We start from the raw sequence: 22,302 nt of genomic DNA on the forward strand, positions 1-22,302 counted from the left end.
CTCTACCCGACGCACCCCTGGAGCACTCACCATGCCGAAGCGCAAAGGCCGCCCCGTCGTCCATACGGTGACGGTCCTGGCGCTGCTCGCGGGCAGCGCGTACTTCACGTACGACCTGCGCAAGGACGCGCAGGCGAAGGCCCCGGCCGCCCAGACGATCAACGACAGCGCCCTGCGGAACTCGGGCAAGGCGACCGGCCAGCAGACCTGGGAACGGCTGAACAACCCGGCGCGGTCGGTACTGCGCGACAGCAAGGGCGCGGTCGTCGCCACCTTCACGGACGGCGCCCGCACCGCCACGCTCAAGGGCCCCTCGCGGACCTTCAGCGAACCGGTCAACACCAACACCAAGGTGATCACCGACGACTGGGTCCGCCTCCTGCCGGAGCCCTGGACCAAGGGCGCCGAGAACCAGCAGTGGTTCAAGGACTGGTTCAAGCAGTACTACGGCAGCGAGGAGGACGACATCTTCGCGTTCGCCTTCCAGTACACGCCGGGTGCACCGGTCAAGAAGGACGACCAGGGCGTCCAGTACGAGGGCCAGGCGTTCTACGGGCCGTACAAGCCCAACGGCGTGGACCGGTACGAACAGACCGACTTCTTCGACTACCTGGGCATCCCGTACACCTTCCGGGACGGCACCACGATGTACCCGCAGAAGGACCGTCTGCGATCCGTGGACTGCTCCGGCTACCTGCGCCTGGTCTACGGTTACCGCGCCCGCTATCCGCTGATGGCCGCCAACGACAAGGGCGACGGGCTGCCGCGCACCGCCGACGGCATGGCCCGCTCCAAGGTCGGTGTCGACATCATCAAACTCCAGGGCTCGAGCCCCTGGTACGTCCGACCGAAGAACATCGACGTTCTCCAGCCCGGTGATCTGCTGTTCTTCAAGATGGACCACCGCACCGGCAACCACATGGACCACTCCGCGATCTACCTGGGCCCGGACACCGAGGGCCACAAGGTCTTCGTCTCCAGCCGAAAGGAACAGAACGGCCCCACCATCGGTGACCAGGGCGGTGTCTCGCGGCTCGACGGCAACGGCTTCTACGCCGGGCTGTTCCGCAGTGCCAAGCGGCTGTGACCAGGCCGGGGGGCGAGCCGCGGCGACGGATGCAACCGGCTTAGAGTGAACCGGTGAACGGCGACTGGCTCATACGCGGCCGCGACGGCCGGCTCAGTGTGTATCTGCCCTCGGGCGACGCCGTCCTGTGCCGGGCGGAGCGCGTCCCCGGCGGCCCCTGGAGCGCCCCGCGCAAGGTGGGCGGCGAACAGAAGCTGCACCCCGTCCTCGCCGTCGGCCACGGCGCCGACGGCTACGCCCATCTGGTCTCTTGGCGGCCCACTTTGAAGGGCGAGTCGGGCCTGGTGCATTCCACGCACTACCGCCCGCTGCTGGCCGCCCTGGACTGGAACCCGGCCGGCCACCCCGACAAGAAGGGCGACCGCACAGGCACGCCCGCCCTCGCGGTGGACGACCGGGGCCGCGCCCATGTCTTCGTCCGCAACAAGGGCGGTGGCATCAGCATGGTCGCGCAGAAGGAGAAGGGCGGCTGGGACCCCTGGCGCGACCTCAAGGGCCGGGACGTCCAGGAGGAACCGGCCGCGGTGACGGGGGAGTCCGGTCTCGTCGAGCTGTACGCGGCCGTGCCGGGCGGCATCCTGCACTGGCGCCAGGAGGCGCCGGGCGCCCAACCGGTCCTGGAGGAGGCGATGGAGGCCGAGGTCCGCCCGGGCACCCTGCACGCCCTCGCCACGTCCGCCGAGAGCACTACCCTCTTCTACACCGACGACTCGGGCGACCTGTGCGCCTGGCGCCCCGGCACCAAGCCCGTCGCGCTGCTCGCCTCCGCGGGCCCCGACCCGGTCACGGCGGTCCGCTGCGAACTCGACGGCCACGACTGCACGTTGCTCGCCCAGCGTTCCTCCAGCGGCCGGGTCGCCTTCGCCGCGTACCCGACGGAGCAGGAGTCGGCGGGCGCCTGGTGGTCGGAGTCCGGCCCCCAACTGCCGGCGGACGCCGCGGTGTCCCTCGCGGTGGACGAGGACGACCGGGTGGTGGCGGCAACGTTGTCCCCCTCCACGGGCCGCCTCCTGCTGACCCGACGCAAGGACGAGCCCGGTCTGGCCCTGGAGGCGTGGCGCGAGGTGTGAGTGCGCCATGATGGCGGGCGTGGACACCGAGACACTCGTCGACGCCTGGCGGCGCCTGCTCACCGACTCCGGAAAGTCCTGGGTGCTCTTCGAGCACGGGACTTGTGTGGTGCTGGACAACCCCGCCGGTGAACTCGCCGAACAGGCCAAGGACATCCTGCGGGAGTACGGCCCCGTGCACGTCGCCACGACGGCCGGCGACTTCCGTGTGCTTGAACTCAAGAGCGGCGAAGGCTGGCTGGTGACCGGGCACCACCCGGACGTCGTCACGTTCGTGCCGCTCGACGAACCCGCCGACTCCTCGCACCTGGCCGTCGGCATCCACGGCCGCTCCAAGCGGCATGAGGACGGCACAGAGCTGCACGTCGTCCACGTCGAGGACGCCCGCTGACATGCCGGTGCCCGGCGCACCGCACAGGGTGGGCCGGGCACCGTACGCCGGTACGGACCGGGTTACTTCGGGACGCTCGCCACGCCCGGAGCCAGGAACTTCTTGCCGTTCACGCGCTCCGAGACGCCCTCGCGGTCCAGGTACGGCGTGATGCCGCCGAGGTGGAAGGGCCAGCCGGCGCCGGTGATGAGGCAGAGGTCGATGTCCTGGGCCTCAGCGACGACGCCCTCGTCGAGCATGAGCCCGATCTCCTGCGCCACCGCGTCGAGGACACGGGCGCGGACCTGCTCCTCCGTCAGGACGACGTCGCCCTGCTGCAGCAGCGCGGCGACCTCGGGGTCCAGCTCCGGCTTGCCGCTGTCGTAGACGTAGAAGCCGCGCTTGCCGGCCTTGACGACGGCCGCGAGGTTCGGGGAGACCGTGAAGCGGTCCGGGAAGGCCCGGTTGAGGGTCTCCGAGACGTGCAGACCGATCGCCGGGCCGACCAGCTCGAGCAGGACCAGCGGGGACATCGGCAGACCGAGCGGCTCGACGGCCTTCTCGGCGACCTCGACCGGGGTGCCCTCGTCGATGACGTTCTGGATCTCGCCCATGAAGCGGGTGAGGATGCGGTTGACGACGAACGCCGGGGCGTCCTTCACCAGGACCGCGGTCTTCTTCAGCTTCTTGGCGACGGCGAACGCCGTGGCCAGCGAGGCGTCGTCCGTCTGCTCGCCGCGCACGATCTCGAGCAGCGGGAGGATCGCGACGGGGTTGAAGAAGTGGAAGCCCACGACCCGCTCGGGGTTCTTCAGCTTCGACGCCATCTCCGTCACCGACAGCGAGGAGGTGTTGGTGGCGAGGATCGCGTGCGCCGGGGCGACCGCCTCGACCTCCGCGAACACCTGCTGCTTGACGCCGATCTCCTCGAAGACGGCCTCGATGACGAAGTCGGCGTCGGAGAAGCCCTCGGCCTTGTCCAGCACACCGGTCACAAGCGCCTTGAGGCGATTGGCCTTGTCCTGGTTGATACGGCCCTTGCCGAGCAGCTTGTCGATCTCGCCGTGGACGTAGCCCACGCCCTTGTCGACGCGCTCCTGGTCGATGTCGGTGAGTACGACCGGCACCTCGAGGCGGCGCAGGAAGAGCAGCGCGAGCTGAGAGGCCATGAGACCGGCGCCGACGACACCGACCTTGGTGACCGGACGCGCCAGCGACTTGTCGGGCGCACCGGCCGGACGCTTGCCGCGCTTCTGCACGAGGTTGAACGCGTAGATGCCGGCGCGCAGTTCGCCGCCCATGATCAGGTCGGCGAGCGCGACGTCCTCGGCGTCGTAGCCCTGCTGGAGGTCGCCGTTCTTGGCGGCGGCGATGATGTCCAGCGCGCGGTAGGCGGCCGGAGCGGCGCCGTGCACCTTGCTGTCGGCGATGAACCGGCCCTTGGCGACGGCCTGGTCCCAGCCCTCGCCGCGGTCGATGACCGGGCGCTCGACCTGGAGGTCGCCCTTGAGGACGTTCGCCGTCCAGATCAGCGACTGCTCCAGGAAGTCGGCGCCCTCGAAGATGGCGTCGGCGATGCCCAGGTCGAAGACCTGCTGGCCCTTGAGCTGCTTGTTCTGGTTGAGGCTGTTCTCGATGATGACCGAGACGGCCTTGTCCGCGCCGATCAGGTTCGGCAGCAGCGTGCAGCCGCCCCAGCCCGGGACGAGGCCCAGGAACACCTCGGGCAGGGAGAACGCCGGGATCGCCTTGGAGACGGTCCGGTAGGAGCAGTGCAGGCCGACCTCGACGCCGCCGCCCATCGCGGCACCGTTGTAGTACGCGAAGGTCGGGACCGCGAGGCCCGCGAGGCGCTTGAAGACCTCGTGGCCGCCCTTGCCGATGGCGAGCGCGTGCTCGTGCTCCTTCAGCAGCTCGACGCCCTTGAGGTCGGCGCCGACCGCGAAGATGAACGGCTTGCCGGTGACACCGACGCCGACGATCTCCCCGGCCGCGGCCTCCTTCTCGACCTGGTCGATCGCGGTGTTGAGGTTCGCGAGCGAGGCCGGGCCGAAGGTGGTCGGCTTGGTGTGGTCGAGGCCGTTGTCCAGGGTGATGAGCGCGAAACGCCCGGCACCGAACGGCAGATCGAGGTGGCGTACGTGCGCGGACGTCACGACCTCGTCGGGGAACAGCTCGGCCGCGTCCTTCAACAGCTCAGCGGTGGTGCTCACTTGTCCCCCTCGAAGTGCGGGTTCTCCCAGATGACCGTCGCGCCCATGCCGAAGCCGACGCACATGGTGGTCAGGCCGTAGCGGACGTTCGGCTGCTCCTCGAACTGGCGGGCCAGTTGCGTCATCAGACGCACGCCCGACGAGGCGAGCGGGTGGCCGAAGGCGATGGCGCCGCCGTACTGGTTGACGCGCTCGTCGTCGTCCGCGATGCCGTAGTGGTCGAGGAAGGCCAGCACCTGCACGGCGAAGGCCTCGTTGATCTCGAAGAGGTTGATGTCCTCGATCGACAGACCGGCCTTGGCGAGGGCCTTCTCCGTGGCCGGGATCGGGCCGTAGCCCATGACCTCCGGCTCGACGCCGACGAAGGCGTAGGAGACGAGGCGCATCTTGACCGGCAGGCCGTTCTCTCGCGCGAAGTCCTCGGAGGCGATGATCGAGGCGGTGGCACCGTCGTTGAGACCGGCGGCGTTACCGGCGGTGACCCGCCCGTGGACGCGGAACGGCGTCTTCAGACCCGACAGGTTCTCCAGGGTGGTCCCCGGACGCATCGGCTCGTCGGCGGTGACCAGACCCCAACCGGTCTCGCCGGCCTCCGGGTTGGTGCGGCGCACCGAGATCGGCACCAGGTCCTGCTGGATCTTGCCGTTGGCGTACGCCTTGGCGGCCTTCTCCTGCGAGCGCACCGCGTACTCGTCGGCGCGCAGCTTGGTGATGTGCGGGTAGCGGTCGTGCAGGTTCTCGGCGGTCATGCCCATGAACAGGGCAGACTCGTCGACCAGCTTCTCGCTGACGAACCGCGGGTTCGGGTCCACGCCCTCGCCCATCGGGTGGCGGCCCATGTGCTCGACACCACCGGCGATGACGGCGTCGTACGCGCCGAACGCGATCGAACCGGCCGTGGTGGTCACGGCGGTCAGCGCACCGGCACACATACGGTCGATCGAGTACCCGGGCACGGAAGTCGGCAGACCCGCGAGGATGCCGGCGGTGCGGCCCAGGGTCAGACCCTGGTCACCGATCTGCGTGGTCGCGGCGATGGCGACCTCGTCGATCTTCTTCGGGTCCAGACCGGGGTTGCGGCGCAGCAGCTCCCGGATCGCCTTCACGACGAGGTCGTCGGCGCGAGTCTCGTGGTAGATGCCCTTCGGACCCGCCTTGCCGAACGGGGTGCGGACGCCGTCGACGAAAACGACGTCCCTGACGGTACGAGGCACGATGGCTCTCCTCCAGGGTGCGGGATGGCACTGCTGCGGCACGCTGAGCGCGCGCTCAGACCCCATGCTACTTACGAGTAACGTAGCTGCCCACCCCGGGGGCCGGGAGCGGCGAACGTCACACCGGAAGACCCCAGGATCTTGGCGCGATCTAGACGGTCCCATTTGGATGCCGCCGAGGCAGCGCGCCCTGAAGGGGCGCGGGGCTGTATCAATATGCGGCTCCGCCGCATGGGCGCGAGCAACCACGACGAAACCCGCACCCGCCGTACGCCGAATCCGCAATGGCGACTAGGGCCTGTCCGGCGGATCATGCCGCAGACGCGGGGCCTGGCACGCCCTCCCGCAGAGGGGGCGGCCCCAGCGGCGTTGTCGTCGGTTGCCGACTCCCCCACGCTCGGCTTCGCTCGCGCGGGGGACCCCCATCGCGTCGACGCCCTCCTCCGCCTTGCAGCTGCACGCTCCCCCACTCTCGACTGCGCTCGAGCGGGGGGACCCCCATCGTCCCCGCTCACCTGGGCTGATTTGGCACCGTCGCTTCTCTGCGACCTGATCCGCCGGACAGGCCCTAGGCGTCCTTCGCAGACAGCGCCTCAACCAACACTGGCGTGACCAGCTCAACCTGCCAAGGCCGAGCCCCGTACCCCGCCAACGCCGCCGCGACGGTCTCCGCATCGACAACCTTCGGCGGCTCCCAACAAACCCGCCGAACCGTGTCAGGAGCGATCAAATTCTCCTGCGGCATGTTCAATTCCTCAGCCAAGGCAGACACCGCGGAGCGGGCCGCCGACAACCGAGCCGCCGCAACAGGATCCTTGTCGGCCCAGGCCCGCGGCGGCGGCGGCCCCGCAACCGGCTGCCCCGGCTGGGGCAGCCCGACCTCGGGCAAGGCCTTCGCCCGGTCCACCGCCGCCTGCCACTGCTCCAGCTGCCGCCGTCCCGTCCGGTGTCCGAACCCGTTCAGCGCCGCCAGCGCATGCACGGTGGCCGGAAGTGCGAGCGCCGCCTCCACGATCGCCGCATCGGAGAGCACCTTGCCCGGAGACACGTCCCGCCGCTGGGCGATCCGGTCCCTGGTCTCCCACAGCTCCCGCACCACGGCGAGCTGCCGGCGCCGGCGCACCTTGTGCATACCGGACGTACGGCGCCAGGGGTCCTTGCGGGGCTCGGCCGGCGGGGCGGACGCGATCGCGTGGAACTCCTGCCGGGCCCACTCCAGCTTGCCCTGCCGGTCCAGCTCCTTCTCCAGCGCGTCGCGCAGGTCGACGAGGAGTTCGACGTCGAGCGCGGCGTAGCGCAGCCAGGGCTCGGGCAGCGGGCGGGTCGACCAGTCGACGGCCGAGTGGCCCTTCTCGAGGACGAAGCCGAGGACGCTCTCGACCATCGCGCCGAGACCGACACGGGGGAACCCGGCGAGCCGCCCGGCCAGTTCCGTGTCGAACAGCCGGGTCGGCAGCATGCCTATCTCGCGCAGACAGGGCAGATCCTGCGTGGCCGCGTGCAGCACCCACTCGACACCGGACAGCGCCTCGCCCAGGGCGGACAGGTCGGGGCAGGCGACCGGGTCGATCAGTGCGGAGCCGGCGCCCTCGCGGCGCAGCTGCACCAGATAGGCGCGCTGGCCGTAGCGATATCCGGAGGCGCGCTCGGCGTCGACGGCGACGGGGCCGGAGCCGGCGGCGAAGGCGGCGATCACATCGGCCAGGGCGGCCTCGTCGGCGATCACGGGCGGAATGCCCTCACGCGGTTCGAGCAAAGGGGTCGGCGCCTGTGCCACAGAGGTTCCGCCGTCGTCCGGAGGGGTTTCTCCGGTGGTTCGCAGGGGCGTGTCTGCTGCGGTCTCTTGGGCGTCGGTCACCTGTCAAGAGTATCTGTGTGTGGACAGCGCCCGTCGACGTAACGTTCCGTCGACGGGCGCTGGGGGGTCGTAAACCAGTCAGGCCGGTGAAAGCACTCGTTCACATGAGTGAACGATCACCCTTCAGTGGATGATCCCGGTCCGCAGGGCCACGGCGACCATACCGGCCCGGTCACCGGTGCCGAGCTTGCGGGCGATGCGGGCGAGGTGGCTCTTGACGGTCAGGGCGGACAGGCCCATCGAGACGCCGATCGCCTTGTTCGACTGGCCCTCCGCGACCAGTCGCAGTACCTCGACCTCACGGCCGGACAGTTCTCGGTAGCCACCCGGGTGGCTCGGGGTACCCGGGGGGCGGCGGTGCATACGGGCGGCGGCCGAGCCGATGGGGGCGGCGCCCGGCCGGGTGGGGAGCCCGATGTTGGTGCGGGTGCCGGTGACGACGTAGCCCTTGACCCCGCCGGCGAGGGCGTTGCGTACGGCACCGATGTCGTCGGCGGCGGACAGCGCCAGGCCGTTGGGCCAGCCCGCGGCTCGGGTCTCGGACAGGAGGGTCAGGCCGGAACCGTCCGGCAGGTGGACGTCGGCGACGCAGATGTCTCGGGGGTTGCCGATGCGGGGACGAGCCTCCGCGACGGACGAGGCCTCGATCACGTCGCGCACACCGAGCGCCCACAGATGGCGGGTGACGGTGGAGCGGACGCGGGGGTCGGCCACGACCACCATGGCGGTCGGCTTGTTCGGGCGGTAGGCGACCAGGCTTGCGGGCTGCTCGAGGAGAACGGACACCAGGCCTCCTGGGGTGCGGGACGGGGCCGGCTCTGGGGATGAAGCCGGGACGAACCGTGCTTTCAAGGTCACAGTCGTCTTCGGCATCAAACCCGTCCGCCTTTAGAAAATGATCACGATCTAGTGAGAACATTCCGTGCAATTCGGACACGCGATCGATCATCCGAAGATCGAGTCGGTTCACCCGGATTCGCTTACGGGATCGAAAGTGGCCGTATCGACAAAGAGATGGTCAACGAGATGATGATCAATCCGGCGGCGGAGCCGGTCAGCGCGACTGGGGATCCCTGCGCTGCGGCAGGGACACCACCGACGCGTCCCCCGGAGCGGCCGGCGGAAGGCCCGCGACCTGGGCGAGCAGATCGCACCACGAGGCGAGGTGGGCCGCGGTGTCCGGTACCTCGCCCAGGCTCTCGCGGGGCGTCCAGGAGGCACGGATCTCGATCTGCGAGGCGGCCGGGCGCTCGGACAGCCCGCCGAAGTAGTGCGAGCTCGCGCGCGTGACGGTCCCGCTCGGCTCGCCGTACGACAGCCCACGCGCCTGCAGCGCGCCGGTCAGCCACGACCAGCACACCTCGGGCAGCAGCGGATCGGCCGCCATCTCCGCCTCCAGCTCGGCGCGCACCAGCGTCACCAGCCGGAAGGTGCCCCGCCAGGCGTCGTGCCCGGCCGGTTCGTGCAGCAGGATCAGCCGGCCGTCGGCCAGGTCCTGGTCACCGTCGACGACCGCCGCCTCCAGCGCGTACGCGAAGGGGGCGAGCCGCTGGGGAGCGGGTGTCGGATCGACCTCGATCTGCGGCCGCAGCCGCGCGTTCCGCAACGCCTCGACCGCAGCCCGGAAGGCCGGCGGGGCCGTACTGTCCGTACGCCGCTCCGCCTCCCCCGCCTCCTTCGCGTCGTCCATTCCGCCAGCGCCGTCCGACAGTCGTCCCTGAGCCGCAGCCATGCGGGGAAGGTTAAGGGGAACGGGGGCTCCGCGCAGGGAGAGACACCACCAAGGGTGCGGTCAGGTCGGCTTCGGCGCCGTGGGAGACTGGCGGACGTGAGTGCCAACCCCAGCCCCACGGGCCAGCCGCCGACAGCCACGTACGACTCCGCGTTCCTCAGGGCGTGCAGGCGTGAGCCGGTGCCGCACACGCCGGTGTGGTTCATGCGGCAGGCCGGGCGCTCGCTGCCGGAGTACCGCAAGGTGCGCGAGGGCATCCCGATGCTGGAGTCCTGCATGCGGCCCGAGCTGGTCGCCGAGATCACGCTGCAGCCGGTGCGCCGGCACAACGTGGACGCGGCGATCTACTTCAGCGACATCGTCGTCCCCCTCAAGGCCATCGGCATCGACCTCGACATCAAGCCCGGCGTCGGCCCGGTCGTCGAGCGCCCGGTCCGCACCCGCGCCGATCTGGCCCGGCTGCGCGACCTGACCCCCGAGGACGTCTCGTACGTCACCGAGGCCATCGGTCTGCTCACCCTCGAGCTGGGCCCGACCCCGCTCATCGGCTTCGCCGGCGCCCCGTTCACCCTCGCGAGCTATCTCGTCGAGGGCGGCCCGTCGCGGACGTACGAGAACGCCAAGGCGATGATGTACGGCGACCCCGAGCTGTGGGCCGACCTGCTCGACCGTCTCGCCGACATCACGGCCGCGTTCCTCAAGGTGCAGATCGAGGCGGGCGCGAGCGCGGTCCAGCTGTTCGACTCCTGGGTGGGCGCGCTGGCCCCCGCCGACTACCGCCGCTCGGTGATGCCGGCCTCCGCGAAGGTCTTCGAGGCCGTCGCCGGGTACGGCGTCCCGCGCATCCACTTCGGGGTCGGCACCGGCGAGTTGCTGAACCTGATGGGCGAGGCAGGCGCGGACGTCGTCGGCGTCGACTGGCGCGTCCCGCTCGACGAGGCCGCCCGCCGCGTCGGCCCCGGCAAGGCGCTCCAGGGCAACCTCGACCCGACGGTCCTGTTCTCCACCACCGAGGCCGTCGAGGCCAAGACGCGCGAGGTGCTCGAAGGGGCCGCCGGTCTGGAGGGCCACGTCTTCAACCTCGGCCACGGTGTGCTGCCCGCCACCGACCCGGACGCCCTCACCCGGCTCGTGGAGCACGTGCACACGCACACCGCCCGCTGACCCTCACCAGGTGTGCCGGGGCCGGGCCTGTCTGCCGAACAGCAGGTTGCGCGGCTCCGGCGGCGGTGGGGTGCCCGGGCGCAGGGGCAGCACCAGCAGCATGCCGACGACAAAGCCCACGATGTGCGCCGAGTACGCCACGGTGCCGGCGCCGGAGACTCCGTGGCCGGACGAGTACACGGCCTGGAGTACGAACCAGAAGCCCAGCACCAGCCAGGCCGGCAGCCGCAGCGGCAGGAAGATCAGGAACGGGACCAGGACCCACACCCTGGCTCTCGGATACAGCACCAGATAGGCGCCCAGCACCCCGGCGATCGCCCCGGACGCGCCGATCAGCGGGTCGCCCGAGGTGTCGTTGAGCAGCGCGAAGCCGTACCCGGCCGCGTAGCCGCAGACGACGTAGAAGAGGAAGTACCGGATGTGTCCCATCCGGTCCTCGACGTTGTTGCCGAAGATCAGCAGGAACAGCATGTTGCCCAGCAGATGCAGCCAGCTGCCGTGCAGGAACATCGCCGTGAACACCGACAGGGGCGGGGACTTGTCGTAATCGGGCGGTCCGATGACACACCCCGGACCCCCGACACCGACTCCCACCTCGCCCGTCGGTACCACCCGGGGCAGCTGATCGTGGATCAGCTCCCTGGGCACCGCCGCGTAGTGGTCCATGAACGCCTGGAGATGACAGAACTGCGCCAGGCTGCTGTCCCCGGCCACGGACCCGGCCAGCCCCGGCGTGAACAGGAACACGAGCACGTTGGCGACGATGAGCGCGTACGTCACCCAGGGGGTGCGACGTACCGGGTTCACGTCATGGACGGGGATCACCACGTAGGAGTAGTGCCCCGGGAGCAGCTTGTGAATCGGGGATGCTGCGTCATTGCCGGGTCATGCAGTGGCGCGTACTTTCGTCGCCGCCTTGCGTGCCGCCACCAACACCGGGTCCCACACCGGGGAGAACGGGGGCGCATAGCCCAGGTCCAGGGTCGTCATCTCCTCCACCGTCATGCGGGCGGTCAGTGCCACCGCCGCGATGTCGACGCGTTTCGCCGCGCCCTCCCGGCCCACGATCTGGACGCCCAGCAGCCGGCCCGTGCGGCGTTCGGCGAGCATCTTGACCGTCATGAGGGACGCGCCGGGGTAGTAGCCCGCGCGCGTGGTCGACTCGATGGTGACCGTCTCGTACTGGAGGCCCACCCGGCGCGCGTCCTTCTCGCGCAGGCCCGTGCGGGCGATCTCCAGGTCGCAGACCTTGCTCACCGCCGTGCCGACCACCCCCGGGAACGTGGCGTAACCGCCGCCCACGTTCATGCCGATGACCTGCCCGTGCTTGTTGGCGTGCGTGCCGAGCGCGATGTGCCGCTCCTGGCCCGAGACCAGGTCGAGAACCTCGACGCAGTCACCGCCGGCCCAGATGTTCTCGTGGCCGCGCACGCGCATCGCGAGGTCGGTGAGCAGACCGCCGTGGGCGCCGAGGGGGAGGCCCGCCGCCCTGGCCAGGGACGTCTCGGGGCGGACGCCGATGCCGAGCACGACCACGTCGGCGGGGTACTCGACGTCCTCCGTCACCACCGCGCGAACCTGTCCGTCCGGGCCGGTGAGCACCTTGGTGACCGTGGCGTCGTCGACCATGTTGATGCCCATGCCCGACATGGCCCGGTGCACCAGGCGCCCCATGTCGGGGTCGAGCGTGGACATCGGCTCCTTGCCGCGGTTGACGACCGTCACCTCGTAACCGCGCTTGATGAGCGCCTCGGCCATCTCCACGCCGATGTAACCCGCGCCCACGACGACCGCGCGACGGCCACGCGTGCGTGCCAGCGAGTCGAGAAGTGCCTGGCCGTCGTCCAGCGTCTGCACACCGTGCAATCCGGGCGCGTCCGCGCCGGGCATGTCGGGGCGGATCGGGCGAGCGCCCGTCGCGATCACGAGCTTGTCGTACGGCGTCCAGGACTCGGCGCCGGAATCGACGTCACGCGCGCGTACCCGCTGCCGGTCCACGTCGATCTCCGTGACCTCCGTGCGCATGCGCAGATCGATGTCCCGCGCGCGGTGCTCCTCGGGAAAACGGGCGATCAGCTGGTCGCGCTCGGGGACGTCACCGCCCACCCAGTACGGGATGCCGCACGCCGAGAAGGAGCTGAAGTGCCCGCGCTCGAACGCCACGATCTCCAACTCGTCGGGGCCCCGCATCCGGCGCGCCTGCGACGCCGCGGACATCCCCGCGGCGTCGCCGCCGATCACGACCAGTCGTTCCGCCGGGCCCCGTCCACCGCTCATGTTCACGCTCACGCTCATGCGAACACGCTACGGGCACGGGGCATTTCGGGCCTGGTCAGCCCTCCTCGCCGGGCGCGCCCCCCGCAGGGACCTGCGGCGCCGCAGTCGCCGGAGTCGCCGGAGCGGGCCCGGCGCGGTGCGCCAGGCGCGGCCGTACGACCCGCAGCCACAACAGCACGAGCAGCGCCGCGAGCGCGGCGAAGGGCAGCACCGCACCCAGGGCCAGGGCGATCCAGCGCAGCATCGTGACGAAGACGTCCCAGCCACCGGACACGGCGTCCAGGAAGCCCGGGGACTCGTCCTTCGCGGCCTTCTTCACCGGTGTCTCGGTCAACGACAGGGTGATGGTGGCCAGGCTGGTGCGGTCCTTCAGGGACGCCTGCTGGGCGAGCAGCGCCTCCAGATCGGCCTCGCGACTGCTCAACTCCCCTTCCAGCGTGACCACGTCACTGAGCTTGGTCGCCCGGTCCATCAGCTCGCGGATCCGGGCGACGCTGGCCCGCTGCGACTTGATGCGGCTGTCCACGTCCACGACCTGGTCGGTGACGTCCTCGGCCCGGGCGGTGCGGTTGATCAGCTTGCCCGTGCCCTGGAGATCGGCGAGGACCTCGTCGTACCGCTCGGTCGGCACGCGCAGGACGACCTGGGTGCTCTCGTGCCCCGCCGCGTCCCGGCGGGTGTTCTCCTGGCCGACGAACCCGCCCGCGTTCTCGGCTGTGACACGGGCCGTGTCCAGCGCCTTGGGCACGTCCTTGACCTGCACGGTCAGGGAGGCGGTGCGGATGATGCTGTTCGTGGTGAGCTTCGGCGCCCGCTGGGCCGGGCCGCCCTTCGCCTTGCCGCCCGCGCTGTCCGCGGCGCCCGCCGTGTCCACGCTGCCGTCGCCCTCCTGCTGGGCGGCGCTGCCCGCGGCGGCCTTGTCGGAGCTGGAGCTCGCGGTGTCGTTCCCGCCGCTGCACCCGGCGAGCGTGAGCGAGGCGGCGAGCAGGATCCCGGCCATGGCGTGAACGGGTCGCAGGGAATGTCGTGCGTGCATCGTGAGGTACCCCCGAGGGTCGTCGTGACGACTGACGCTCCTTCGACGCCTGCGCGGGGCGGGACGTTGGCCGGAAACGGTTCCGATGAGGTCACGGTCACAACGCGATGGGGCCACACGGCCCTGGCGCGGCTGTCGGTGGTGTCTGAGAAGGTGGAGCCATGAGCGGATCACCAACGGTCACGGGCCATGTCGTCGTCATCGGAGCCGGCGTCTCCGGGCTGGCGGCCGCCCACCGGCTGCTCGGGCGCGGGGCGCGCGTGACCGTTCTCGAGGCATCGGACCGGGTCGGCGGAAAGCTGCTGCCCGGCGAGATCGCGGGCGTGCGGGTCGACCTGGGCGCCGAGTCGATGCTGGCGCGCCGTCCCGAGGCCGTGGCCCTGGCCCGTGAGGTGGGCCTGGCCGACCGGCTCCAGCCGCCGGCCACCGCGACGGCCTCGATCTGGACCCGCGACGCCCTGCGCCCCATGCCCAAGGGGCATGTGATGGGCGTACCGGGCACCGCGGCCGCTCTCTCCGGCGTCCTGTCCGACGAGGGACTCGCCCGTATCGAGCGCGACGCCGACCTGCCCCGCACGGAGGTCGGCGACGACGTGGCGGTGGGGGAGTATGTGGCGGCCCGCCTCGGCCGCGAGGTCGTCGACCGTCTCGTCGAGCCCCTTCTGGGCGGGGTCTACGCGGGTGACGCGTACCGCATCTCGATGCGCTCGGCCGTCCCCCAGCTCTTCCAGGCCGCGCGCACCCACGCCTCCCTCACCGAGGCCGTCCGCGACATCCAGGCCAAGGCCGAGGCGGGCCGGCAGACCGGCCCGGTGTTCATGGGCATCGAGGGCGGCGTGGGTCAACTCCCGCTCGCCGTCGCGGAGTCGGTGCGTGCGCGCGGCGGCGAGATCCTGACCGGGACGCCGGTGACCGACCTGCGCCGGGAGGCCGGTGCGGGCTGGCGGGTGGTCGCCGGTGACCGGGTGCTGCACGCGGACGCCGTGGTCGTCGCCGTCCCCGCCCCGGCCGCGGCCCGGCTGCTGGACGCCGAGTCCCCCGAGGCCGCCGCCGAGCTGCGCACCGTCGAGTACGCCTCCATGGCCCTGGTCACCCTCGCCTACCGCCGCGCCGACACCGACCTCCCCGAGGGCAGCGGCTTCCTCGTTCCGCCGGTCGACGGGCGCACGATCAAGGCGTCGACATTCGCCTCCCGGAAATGGGGCTGGATAGCAGACGAGGACCCGGACGTCGTCGTGCTGCGCACCTCCGTGGGGCGCTACGGCGAGACGGAGATCCTCGGCCGCGAGGACGCGGAGCTGGTCGACGTCTCCCGGCACGACCTGCGCGCGGCCACCGGCCTCGACGCGCAGCCCCTGGAGACCCGCGTCGTCCGCTGGACCGACGGCCTGCCCCAGTATCCGGTGGGCCACCACGCGCGCGTGGCCCGCATCCGCGAACACGTCGCCAAGCTCCCGGGCCTCGCCGTGTGCGGAGCGCAGTACGACGGCGTCGGCATCCCGGCGTGCATCGCAAGCGCGTACGCCGCGGTCGACCAGCTCGGAGGCGATCTCAGCGGTGTCGAGGAGCTCACCGCCAACCCGGTGCAGAGTCTGCACGGAGGATCAGGAGAATAAGGGACATGAGTGACGACGCCCCCACCACCGAGGCCGGCAGGATCCCGAACAAGGGCAAGCTGGCCAAGGACCTCAACGAGGTCATCCGCTACACGCTGTGGTCCGTCTTCAAGCTGAAGGACGTGCTGCCCGACGACCGCGCGGGCTACGCCGACGAAGTCCAGGAGCTGTTCGACCAGCTCGCCGCCAAGGACGTGACCGTCCGCGGCACCTACGATCTCTCCGGGCTGCGCGCCGACGCCGACCTGATGATCTGGTGGCACGCGGAGACCGCGGACCAGCTGCAGGAGGCGTACAACCTCTTCCGCCGCACCAAGCTGGGCCGCGCCCTGGAGCCGGTCTGGTCGAACATGGCGCTGCACCGCCCCGCCGAGTTCAACCGCTCGCACATCCCGGCGTTCCTCGCCGACGAGACGCCGCGCAACTACATCAGCGTCTACCCCTTCGTGCGCTCCTACGACTGGTACCTGCTGCCCGACGAGGACCGCCGCCGCATGCTCGCCGACCACGGCAAGATGGCCCGCGGCTACCCGGACGTGCGCGCCAACACGGTCGCCTCGTTCTCGCTGGGCGATTACGAGTGGGTCCTGGCGTTCGAGGCAGACGAGCTGCATCGTATCGTCGACCTCATGCGCCACCTGCGCGGCTCGGAGGCCCGCATGCACGTCCGCGAGGAGATCCCGTTCTTCACGGGGCGCCGGAAGGACATCGCCGAGCTGATCGCCGGGCTCGCATGATCGGACGCGGGGCGCGGTGGTCGGCCGGGGGTCTGGCCCGCCGCGCAGCGGCAATCGGGTGCTGCGTCCCCCAGGAGATGCAGTACGGGGCGCCGTAAGGACGTCGTGGAACTGGTCGCCGGCCTCGCCTGGGCCGCGGCCTCAGGTCCGGTCCGCCTTGCCCTTCAGGGCGTCCCTGAGGGGCTGGTTGCTGTCCGCCGAGCCGGATGGGGTCTCGGGCTTCGGCTCCGGGTGCGGTGCGCAGGACGCGTGCCGCACCGGGAGGCGGCCCTCCAGCAGGTAGGCGTCCAGGTGGGCGTTCACGCACTTGTTCGGCCCGCCGGCGACGCCGTGCGTGCCCGCGTCCCGCTCGGTCACCAGCACCGAACCGGCCAGCCGGCGGTTCATCTCCAGTGCCCCGTCGTACGGCGTCGCCGCGTCCCGCTCCGCCGCCAGGATCAGCGTCGGCGGCAGCTCACCGGGCCCGGTCCGCACGTCGACGGGCCGCTGCCGCTTGGCCTTCCAGTAGGCGCAGGGCAGGTTCATCCACACGTTGTCCCAGGTCTCGAACGGCGCCACCCGCGCGAGCCGTGTGTTGTCGCGGTTCCACACCGCCCAGTCCGTCGGCCAGGGCGCGTCGTTGCACTCGACGGCCGTGTAGACCGCGCTGCTGTTCTCGTCCTCGGTGGCCGTCTCCGGTGTCGGCCCCGCCACCGCGACCAGCGGTTTCGGATCGCCCTTCAGATACGCCGACAGCGCCGCTGCACGGCTCGGCCAGAAGTCGTCGTAGTACCCGGCCGTCAGGAACGCGGCCTGCAACTGCCCCGGCCCGACCTTGCCACCCGCCGGCTCGGCGGCGAGCCGGCGGCTCGCCTTCTCGTAGCTGCGCAATACCTTCTCGGCCGTGCCACCGAGGCCGTACACGCCGTCGTGCCGGGCCATCCACTCGCGGAAGTCGACCCAGCGGCCCTCGAAGGCGGCCGACTGTCCCAGGTTGTTGCGGTACCAGATCTGCCCGGGGTCGGGATTGACCGCCGAGTCCAGCACCATGCGCCGTACGTGCGAGGGGAACAGCGACGCGTACACGGACCCGAGGTAGGTGCCGTACGACGCGCCCATGAACGTCAGCTTCTCCTCGCCCAGTGCAGCGCGCAGGACGTCCAGGTCACGTGCGTTGTTGAGGGTGTTGTAGTACCCGAGCCCGCTCCCGGACCGCTTGGCGCAGCCGCGCGCGTACGCCTGCGCCTGCGCGAGGCGGTCCTTCTTGTACGACTCCGAGGGGTGCGCCGGCGCCTGCGAGGGCCCCTTGAAGAAGCGTTTGGGGTCCTGGCAGGACAGCGGCGCCGAGTGGCCCACCCCGCGCGGGGCGTAGCCGACGAGGTCGTACGCGGCCGCGATCCGCTTCCACTCCGGCATCGCGCCGATCAGCGGGAAGTACATGCCGGAGGCGCCCGGTCCGCCCGGGTTGTAGACGAGGGCGCCCCGCCGGGGCACCTTGCGCTTGCTGTTCTGCGGGTCCTTGTGGGTGGCCCGCATCCGGCTGACGGTCAGTTCGATCTGCTTGCCGTCGGGATGCGCGTAGTCCAGCGGGACGCGCACCGTTCCGCAGCTCAGCGTGCCCGGCGCGTGCTCCGCGGCCGGACACTTCCCGAAGTCGACACCGGCCGCCCGCGCCCGGGCAGCGGCGACAGCGGTACCGCGCACCTCGGCGGCCACTGCCCCAGGAGCGGCGGGCGCGCCGCCGGCCGGGGCCGCGGCCAGAGTGGTCAGGAGCAAGGACCCGGCGGCCGAGTAGAGGGCGGCAGCTCTCATCGCGTTTCCCTTCGGTGCACGGCAGCACGGACACTGCAGCAACAAAAGGGATGTTTCGTTCGCCTGTTGACGAAGGCAAGCACCATCCGGCCGGTGTCGGCGCCAATGCCCCCGATGCGCCCCTCGGGCCGCCCTCACTCGGACCAGTACGCGTCCCGGTTGGCGAACGCGGCCCGCAGTTCGGGCTCGCCGACCGCGCGGATGCCGCGTACGGCGACGGAGGTGAGATACGTACGCTCGTCCCCGGCGCCGGCGGTGCGCCGCGTCAGCGCGCCGAGCAGCCGCTGCCCGGCCGGCGAAGCCCAGCGCGCGTACGGCTGCGCCTCGACGCGGGCGATGGCGAGGCAGCTCAGGGCCAGGGTGAGCGGCAGTGCGAACCACAGGGCGATCAGATCGCGCGGCATCTCGCTGTGAGCGGGCAGCAGCAGCGCGGCCACGCCCAGCGCCGGCACGCCGACGGCAGCGGCCCGCACCTGACGCACCCCGGCCGCGACGGTCGTACGGGCCACGTCGGGCACCGCGAGCCCCGCCCTCACCAGCCCGTCGGCGAGGCGCCGTACGGCATCGGCGCCCGCCGTCGCGGAGCGCACCGGCTCGATGCGGGACTGCCCCTCGGGGCCGATCGCCCCTATCACCGACCGCTCCATCTCGTCCCGGCCCTTCGGGTCGACGACGGTCGCCCAGCCGGTGTGCGCGAGCAGCAGCCGCCGCTGACGCGCCATGGAGACCAGGGTGAGATCGGCGACCCGCGCGGGCCCGCCGGACAGGAACGCCGCCTCGTACAGCGTCAGATCGTGCTCGCGGCCCGCGTCCGTGTCGTGCGTCTCGACGGCCGCCGCGCGTACGGCGGCCAGGCACAGCCGCGTGCACGCCGTGCCGGCGACGGCCCAGGCCAGCAGCAGGAGGAGGACCCAGAACATGACGTGTTTCTATGCCGGAAGCGTGGGAAACGCCATGCCCTGTTCACCATCCGGACGCAGAGTTGCCCGTGCGTGGTGTTCCGATTCGCCCGCGGTTCAGGGGCTGTTCGCCGGTGGTGGGCTGGAGGCGGCCGGCGGGAGCGGGTAGGTCGGGGACGCGGAGGGCGTGACCGGGATCGCCGACGCCGGGTCGACGCTCGGCACGGGGGCGCCGGTGGGCGGTGCGGCGGTCGCGGTCAAGTCCCGGGCCAGCCGGGCGAAGTCGACGTATCCCGTCGCCTCCAGGATCTTGATGTGGTCGAGGACGGTGGAGTTGGCGTCGTCGGCGAGGCCGCGCACGAGTGAGTTCTGGGTGCCCGCGCGGACCTGGGCGACCACGGAGAACACCTTCCCGTGCGCGAGCCGCAGGATGTTCGCGAACTGCCGGTCGAAGTCCGGCCCCCGCGCCGAGTTCAGCGTGGCCAGCCACTGCTTCTGCTGCTCGTTGGGCTCGTTGGGCAGCGCCACACCGAGCCGCTCGGCGACCGTGCGCACATGCGCGTCCAGCGAGGTGTGCCCGTCGATCAGATGCTGTCCGGCCGTCCGTACGGCCGCGCTCGTGCCCTTCTGCTCCGCCAGCTCGCCCGCGGGCAGTTCCCAGAGCCCGGCCAGCCGGACCCGGGTGACGAAGTCGCGGTCCTGCGCGGACAGCGGGCCGTACGGCGTCGTCACGGTCCGGTCGCTCAGCACGTCGGCGCCGGTCCCGGACCGGTCGGCGTACGACCAGATCGGGAAGATCAGCGCCGCGAGGGTCGCGGCCAGGGCCGTGATGATGAGTCCTGTGCCGCTGAGTATGCCTCGGCCCTTGATCGGGGAGCGCGGTCGCATGGTGCCTCCTGCTTACGGCACCGCACGCCAGGGTGGTTCGAATGGGTGGTTCGAGTGGGTGCGGGGTTGGCATATTACTGCGCAGTCCGCACCCGACCTCCTCACCCCCTGTGCAGCAGCACCCGGCGCGCGGCGCGGGCGGCCCGCACGACCGGCCTGCGCGACCGGGGCGCCGGGCCCGACCGCTCCAGCCACCACGCCCGCAACTCCCGGTGCACGGCGGGCTCCTCGCCCGGTGCCGTGAACAGCAGATGCCCGGCGAAGTCCAGCGCGTCCCGGCGGTAGCCCCCGGTCATCGGGTGGCCCTGGGCGTATCCGAGGAACGCCGGACGGTACCGCTCGCCCAGGATCTCGGGCAGTTCGGGCGCGACCTTGGCCACCACGTCGGCCCGCTTGGCGGCGAGCGCCCGCGCCTGCACGCCCATCCGGACCCGGTCGAAGCCCTCCGGCACGGGCGTCCCGGCGACGAGCGCGGACAGTACGGCGGTCTGCGCGAGGGCGACGTGCTCGCGGCGGCCCTCGGTCACCGTCACAGCAGGCTTTGGCGTGGAGCCGATGTCCGCCGCGGCCGCGCCCGGCCGCCTCGCGGCACCCTTGGTCACGGCCTTCCGTATCGCGCCCAACTCCCGCTCCAGCTCGGTCGGTTCGGGGAAGTTCTCGTCCCGTTCCAGCAGTACCCCGGGCGGGGAGACCCGTGCGGCGAGGTCGGTCAGGATGTCGAGGACCGGGCGCGGGACGGGGTGGGCGTGGCTGTCGTGCCACACGCCGTCCCGTTCGACGCCGCCCGCGACATGGACGTACGCGAGGGCCTCCAGCGGCAGTTCGGCGAGCGCCTTGGCCGGGTCCTCGCCGCGGTTGACGTGGTTGGTGTGCAGGTTCGCCACGTCGATGAGCAGCCGTACGCCGGTCCGCTCGGCCAGCTCGTACAGGAACTGCCCCTCGGTCAGCTCCTCGCCGGGCCAGGCGATCAGCGCGGCGATGTTCTCCAGCGCGAGCGGCACGGGCAGCGCGTCCTGGGCGACGCGCACGTTCTCGCACAGCACGTCGAGGGCGTCCCGGGTGCGCGGGACGGGCAGCAGATGACCCGCCTCGAGGCGCGGGGACGCGGTCAGCGGTCCGCCCGCCCGGACGAACGCGATGTGCTCGGTGACCAGCGGAGACTTCAGGGCCGCCGCCCGCTCGCCGAGGGCGCTCAGCCGCCCCGGGTCGGGCCGGTCCGCGCCGCCGAGGCCCAGCGAGACGCCGTGCGGGACGACGGTCACACCGCGTTCGCGCAGCCGCAGCAACGACTCGGGCAGATGCCCCGGACACACGTTCTCCGCCACGACCTCGACCCAGTCGATCCCGGGCATGCGCTCCACGGCGTCCGCGATCTCCGGCCGCCAGCCGATCCCCGTCCCCAGTCGCACCATCACGCGTCCCCCTCCGTGCCGCACTGCCGCCGCCGTGGCGTGACGGGGGTATGGCCCCGGAGTCCGGGGCCGAATCGCGCGCGGTGCACGTTCAGAGCAACATTTGAGGTTCGCGAACGCCTCCCGGCCGGTGAAGCAGAGACGGGTCAGCGCAACGCGGGATGGTCGGCGACCACCGTGCAGGAGCCCGGTGCGATCTCGGTGAAGCCCGCGTCGCGTACCAACGGCAGGGCGCCGCTGGTCAGTTCGGTCCAGTCGGTGGGGGCTGCGGTGCGCACGGCGAGGGGGAAGCCTGCCTCGCGCCATGCGGTGCGCTCCTCGTCGGACAGTTCCCACCAGGCGAGTTGGGCGCCGTGCCCCGCCTGGGCCATGGCCTTGCCGGCGGACATGCCGAGGTCCGGGTTCAGCCAGAGCACGGGCTGGGTGCGGTCGGGTTCGGCGGGCGGCTCCGGGTCGTCGAGGTCGGTGCCGGACACCTGGAGCCGGGCCAGGTCCTTGGGCCAGGCGTCCAGCGGAACGGGCGGGAAGACCCGTACCTCCGCGGACTTCCCGGTGACCGTGATCCCGGGCAGCGCCTCGGCACGCCGCCACTCGGCACCCCGGGCCCGCCGTACGACCTTGCGGATGCGGGCGTCCTGCCAGTCCCGTACGGCCTGCGCCCACTCCCCGTCGCCCAGCGACCGCTCGTCGCCGAGCAGCAGGAGCACGGCCCGGGCCGCGGTCTCCAGGGCGTCCGTGCGCGCGGGCGGGGCGCTCCGCTCGATCCGTACGACCAGGGGCAGCACGAACTGCGGGGCCTCGTCGCGCGGGGTGCGCTCGGCGTGGAAGGGACTGTCGCTCGGGGGCGTGGGAACGTCGCTCACAACAGCCAACCTTAAAGGCCGCGCGAAATTGCCCTCATGCAACGTGATCTACGGCCGGCATCGACTCCCGCGGCG

The 22,302-nt window shown here is 71.5% G+C and carries 19 protein-coding genes; 6 read left to right on the top strand and 13 right to left on the bottom strand.

Annotated elements, in window-relative coordinates:
* Nucleotides 1-31 precede the first annotated feature (31 nt).
* The 3 genes from ACFYXB_RS07625 to ACFYXB_RS07635 are packed head-to-tail and all read left to right on the top strand — an operon-like array spanning nucleotide 32 to nucleotide 2,548.
* Nucleotides 32-1,087: an NlpC/P60 family protein gene (locus ACFYXB_RS07625; RefSeq protein ID WP_389578852.1), complete on the top strand. Its 1,056-nt coding sequence runs from the start codon at nucleotides 32-34 to the stop codon at nucleotides 1,085-1,087.
* A 53-nt stretch (nucleotides 1,088-1,140) separates the two neighbouring features.
* The gene (locus ACFYXB_RS07630) at nucleotides 1,141-2,157 is read left to right on the top strand and encodes a hypothetical protein (protein ID WP_389578854.1); all 1,017 of its coding nucleotides are present in this window, start codon (nucleotides 1,141-1,143) and stop codon (nucleotides 2,155-2,157) included.
* 10 nt (nucleotides 2,158-2,167) lie between these two features.
* Nucleotides 2,168-2,548, top strand: a complete 381-nt coding sequence (locus ACFYXB_RS07635; RefSeq protein WP_351350696.1) for a hypothetical protein — start codon at nucleotides 2,168-2,170, stop codon at nucleotides 2,546-2,548.
* Between the two features lie 62 nt (nucleotides 2,549-2,610).
* On the opposite strand, the gene ACFYXB_RS07640 is transcribed toward ACFYXB_RS07635, so the two are convergent.
* The 5 genes from ACFYXB_RS07640 to ACFYXB_RS07660 form a co-directional block, all read right to left on the bottom strand.
* On the bottom strand, nucleotides 2,611-4,740 hold the full coding sequence (locus tag ACFYXB_RS07640) for a 3-hydroxyacyl-CoA dehydrogenase NAD-binding domain-containing protein (protein ID WP_389578856.1): 2,130 nt from the start codon (nucleotides 4,738-4,740) through the stop codon (nucleotides 2,611-2,613).
* Entirely contained in the window at nucleotides 4,737-5,954 is a 1,218-nt protein-coding gene (locus ACFYXB_RS07645) for an acetyl-CoA C-acyltransferase (protein ID WP_351350646.1), read from the bottom strand. The genes ACFYXB_RS07640 and ACFYXB_RS07645 overlap by 4 nt, the downstream gene beginning before the upstream one ends.
* Nucleotides 5,955-6,522: 568 nt before the next feature.
* Complete coding sequence (locus ACFYXB_RS07650; protein ID WP_389578858.1) at nucleotides 6,523-7,812, bottom strand: ribonuclease D; 1,290 nt, start codon at nucleotides 7,810-7,812, stop codon at nucleotides 6,523-6,525.
* Between the two features lie 123 nt (nucleotides 7,813-7,935).
* Entirely contained in the window at nucleotides 7,936-8,598 is a 663-nt protein-coding gene (locus ACFYXB_RS07655) for a response regulator transcription factor (protein WP_351350650.1), read from the bottom strand.
* A 268-nt stretch (nucleotides 8,599-8,866) separates the two neighbouring features.
* Nucleotides 8,867-9,544 (bottom strand): DUF3000 domain-containing protein, encoded by a 678-nt coding sequence (locus ACFYXB_RS07660; protein WP_389578860.1) that lies wholly within the window; start codon nucleotides 9,542-9,544, stop codon nucleotides 8,867-8,869.
* A gap of 96 nt (nucleotides 9,545-9,640) precedes the next feature.
* Between ACFYXB_RS07660 and hemE the strand changes: the two genes are divergently transcribed.
* Entirely contained in the window at nucleotides 9,641-10,708 is a 1,068-nt protein-coding gene (hemE, locus tag ACFYXB_RS07665; RefSeq protein WP_389578862.1) for a uroporphyrinogen decarboxylase, read from the top strand.
* A 3-nt stretch (nucleotides 10,709-10,711) separates the two neighbouring features.
* Here the strand turns inward: hemE and ACFYXB_RS07670 are convergent, their stop codons facing one another.
* Genes ACFYXB_RS07670 through ACFYXB_RS07680 form a run of 3 tightly spaced genes read right to left on the bottom strand, consistent with a single transcriptional unit; the run spans nucleotide 10,712 to nucleotide 14,021 of the window.
* Nucleotides 10,712-11,536 carry a rhomboid family intramembrane serine protease gene (locus tag ACFYXB_RS07670; protein WP_389578865.1) on the bottom strand — a complete coding sequence of 275 codons (825 nt, stop codon included), beginning with the start codon at nucleotides 11,534-11,536 and terminating at the stop codon, nucleotides 10,712-10,714.
* Between the two features lie 57 nt (nucleotides 11,537-11,593).
* Nucleotides 11,594-13,003 carry an FAD-dependent oxidoreductase gene (locus tag ACFYXB_RS07675; protein ID WP_389578867.1) on the bottom strand — a complete coding sequence of 470 codons (1,410 nt, stop codon included), beginning with the start codon at nucleotides 13,001-13,003 and terminating at the stop codon, nucleotides 11,594-11,596.
* A 37-nt stretch (nucleotides 13,004-13,040) separates the two neighbouring features.
* Entirely contained in the window at nucleotides 13,041-14,021 is a 981-nt protein-coding gene (locus tag ACFYXB_RS07680) for a DUF4349 domain-containing protein (protein ID WP_389578870.1), read from the bottom strand.
* A 161-nt stretch (nucleotides 14,022-14,182) separates the two neighbouring features.
* Between ACFYXB_RS07680 and hemG the strand changes: the two genes are divergently transcribed.
* Both hemG and hemQ read left to right on the top strand, forming a co-directional pair.
* Complete coding sequence (hemG, locus tag ACFYXB_RS07685) at nucleotides 14,183-15,637, top strand: protoporphyrinogen oxidase (protein ID WP_389578873.1); 1,455 nt, start codon at nucleotides 14,183-14,185, stop codon at nucleotides 15,635-15,637.
* Nucleotides 15,638-15,642: 5 nt separating this feature from the next.
* Nucleotides 15,643-16,374: a hydrogen peroxide-dependent heme synthase gene (hemQ, locus tag ACFYXB_RS07690; RefSeq protein ID WP_351350662.1), complete on the top strand. Its 732-nt coding sequence runs from the start codon at nucleotides 15,643-15,645 to the stop codon at nucleotides 16,372-16,374.
* A gap of 141 nt (nucleotides 16,375-16,515) precedes the next feature.
* On the opposite strand, the gene ACFYXB_RS07695 is transcribed toward hemQ, so the two are convergent.
* From ACFYXB_RS07695 to ACFYXB_RS07715, 5 genes are all read right to left on the bottom strand, one after another.
* Nucleotides 16,516-18,165 carry an alpha/beta hydrolase gene (locus ACFYXB_RS07695; protein ID WP_389578876.1) on the bottom strand — a complete coding sequence of 550 codons (1,650 nt, stop codon included), beginning with the start codon at nucleotides 18,163-18,165 and terminating at the stop codon, nucleotides 16,516-16,518.
* A gap of 134 nt (nucleotides 18,166-18,299) precedes the next feature.
* Nucleotides 18,300-19,085: a TIGR04222 domain-containing membrane protein gene (locus tag ACFYXB_RS07700; protein WP_388502697.1), complete on the bottom strand. Its 786-nt coding sequence runs from the start codon at nucleotides 19,083-19,085 to the stop codon at nucleotides 18,300-18,302.
* Between the two features lie 96 nt (nucleotides 19,086-19,181).
* The gene (locus ACFYXB_RS07705; protein ID WP_389578879.1) at nucleotides 19,182-19,952 is read right to left on the bottom strand and encodes a DUF4142 domain-containing protein; all 771 of its coding nucleotides are present in this window, start codon (nucleotides 19,950-19,952) and stop codon (nucleotides 19,182-19,184) included.
* A 101-nt stretch (nucleotides 19,953-20,053) separates the two neighbouring features.
* Nucleotides 20,054-21,364: a DUF692 domain-containing protein gene (locus tag ACFYXB_RS07710; RefSeq protein WP_389579525.1), complete on the bottom strand. Its 1,311-nt coding sequence runs from the start codon at nucleotides 21,362-21,364 to the stop codon at nucleotides 20,054-20,056.
* A gap of 146 nt (nucleotides 21,365-21,510) precedes the next feature.
* Nucleotides 21,511-22,236, bottom strand: a complete 726-nt coding sequence (locus ACFYXB_RS07715; protein ID WP_389578882.1) for a peptidyl-tRNA hydrolase — start codon at nucleotides 22,234-22,236, stop codon at nucleotides 21,511-21,513.
* Nucleotides 22,237-22,302 lie beyond the last annotated feature (66 nt).

This window comes from Streptomyces sp. NPDC002619 (assembly GCF_042889305.1).
Lineage (GTDB): Bacteria > Actinomycetota > Actinomycetes > Streptomycetales > Streptomycetaceae > Streptomyces.

What these genes read in the sequence shown, in the direction of transcription:
- ACFYXB_RS07625 (WP_389578852.1), top strand. Translation starts at nt 32, where the DNA reads ATGCCGAAGCGCAAAGGCCGCCCCGTCGTCCATACGGTGACGGTCCTG.
- ACFYXB_RS07635 (WP_351350696.1), top strand. Translation starts at nt 2,168, where the DNA reads ATGGCGGGCGTGGACACCGAGACACTCGTCGACGCCTGGCGGCGCCTG.
- ACFYXB_RS07660 (WP_389578860.1), bottom strand. Translation starts at nt 9,544, where the DNA reads ATGGCTGCGGCTCAGGGACGACTGTCGGACGGCGCTGGCGGAATGGAC.
- ACFYXB_RS07675 (WP_389578867.1), bottom strand. Translation starts at nt 13,003, where the DNA reads ATGAGCGTGAGCGTGAACATGAGCGGTGGACGGGGCCCGGCGGAACGA.
- ACFYXB_RS07680 (WP_389578870.1), bottom strand. Translation starts at nt 14,021, where the DNA reads ATGCACGCACGACATTCCCTGCGACCCGTTCACGCCATGGCCGGGATC.
- hemG (WP_389578873.1), top strand. Translation starts at nt 14,183, where the DNA reads ATGAGCGGATCACCAACGGTCACGGGCCATGTCGTCGTCATCGGAGCC.
- hemQ (WP_351350662.1), top strand. Translation starts at nt 15,643, where the DNA reads ATGAGTGACGACGCCCCCACCACCGAGGCCGGCAGGATCCCGAACAAG.
- ACFYXB_RS07695 (WP_389578876.1), bottom strand. Translation starts at nt 18,165, where the DNA reads ATGAGAGCTGCCGCCCTCTACTCGGCCGCCGGGTCCTTGCTCCTGACC.
- ACFYXB_RS07700 (WP_388502697.1), bottom strand. Translation starts at nt 19,085, where the DNA reads ATGTTCTGGGTCCTCCTCCTGCTGCTGGCCTGGGCCGTCGCCGGCACG.
- ACFYXB_RS07705 (WP_389578879.1), bottom strand. Translation starts at nt 19,952, where the DNA reads ATGCGACCGCGCTCCCCGATCAAGGGCCGAGGCATACTCAGCGGCACA.
- ACFYXB_RS07710 (WP_389579525.1), bottom strand. Translation starts at nt 21,364, where the DNA reads ATGGTGCGACTGGGGACGGGGATCGGCTGGCGGCCGGAGATCGCGGAC.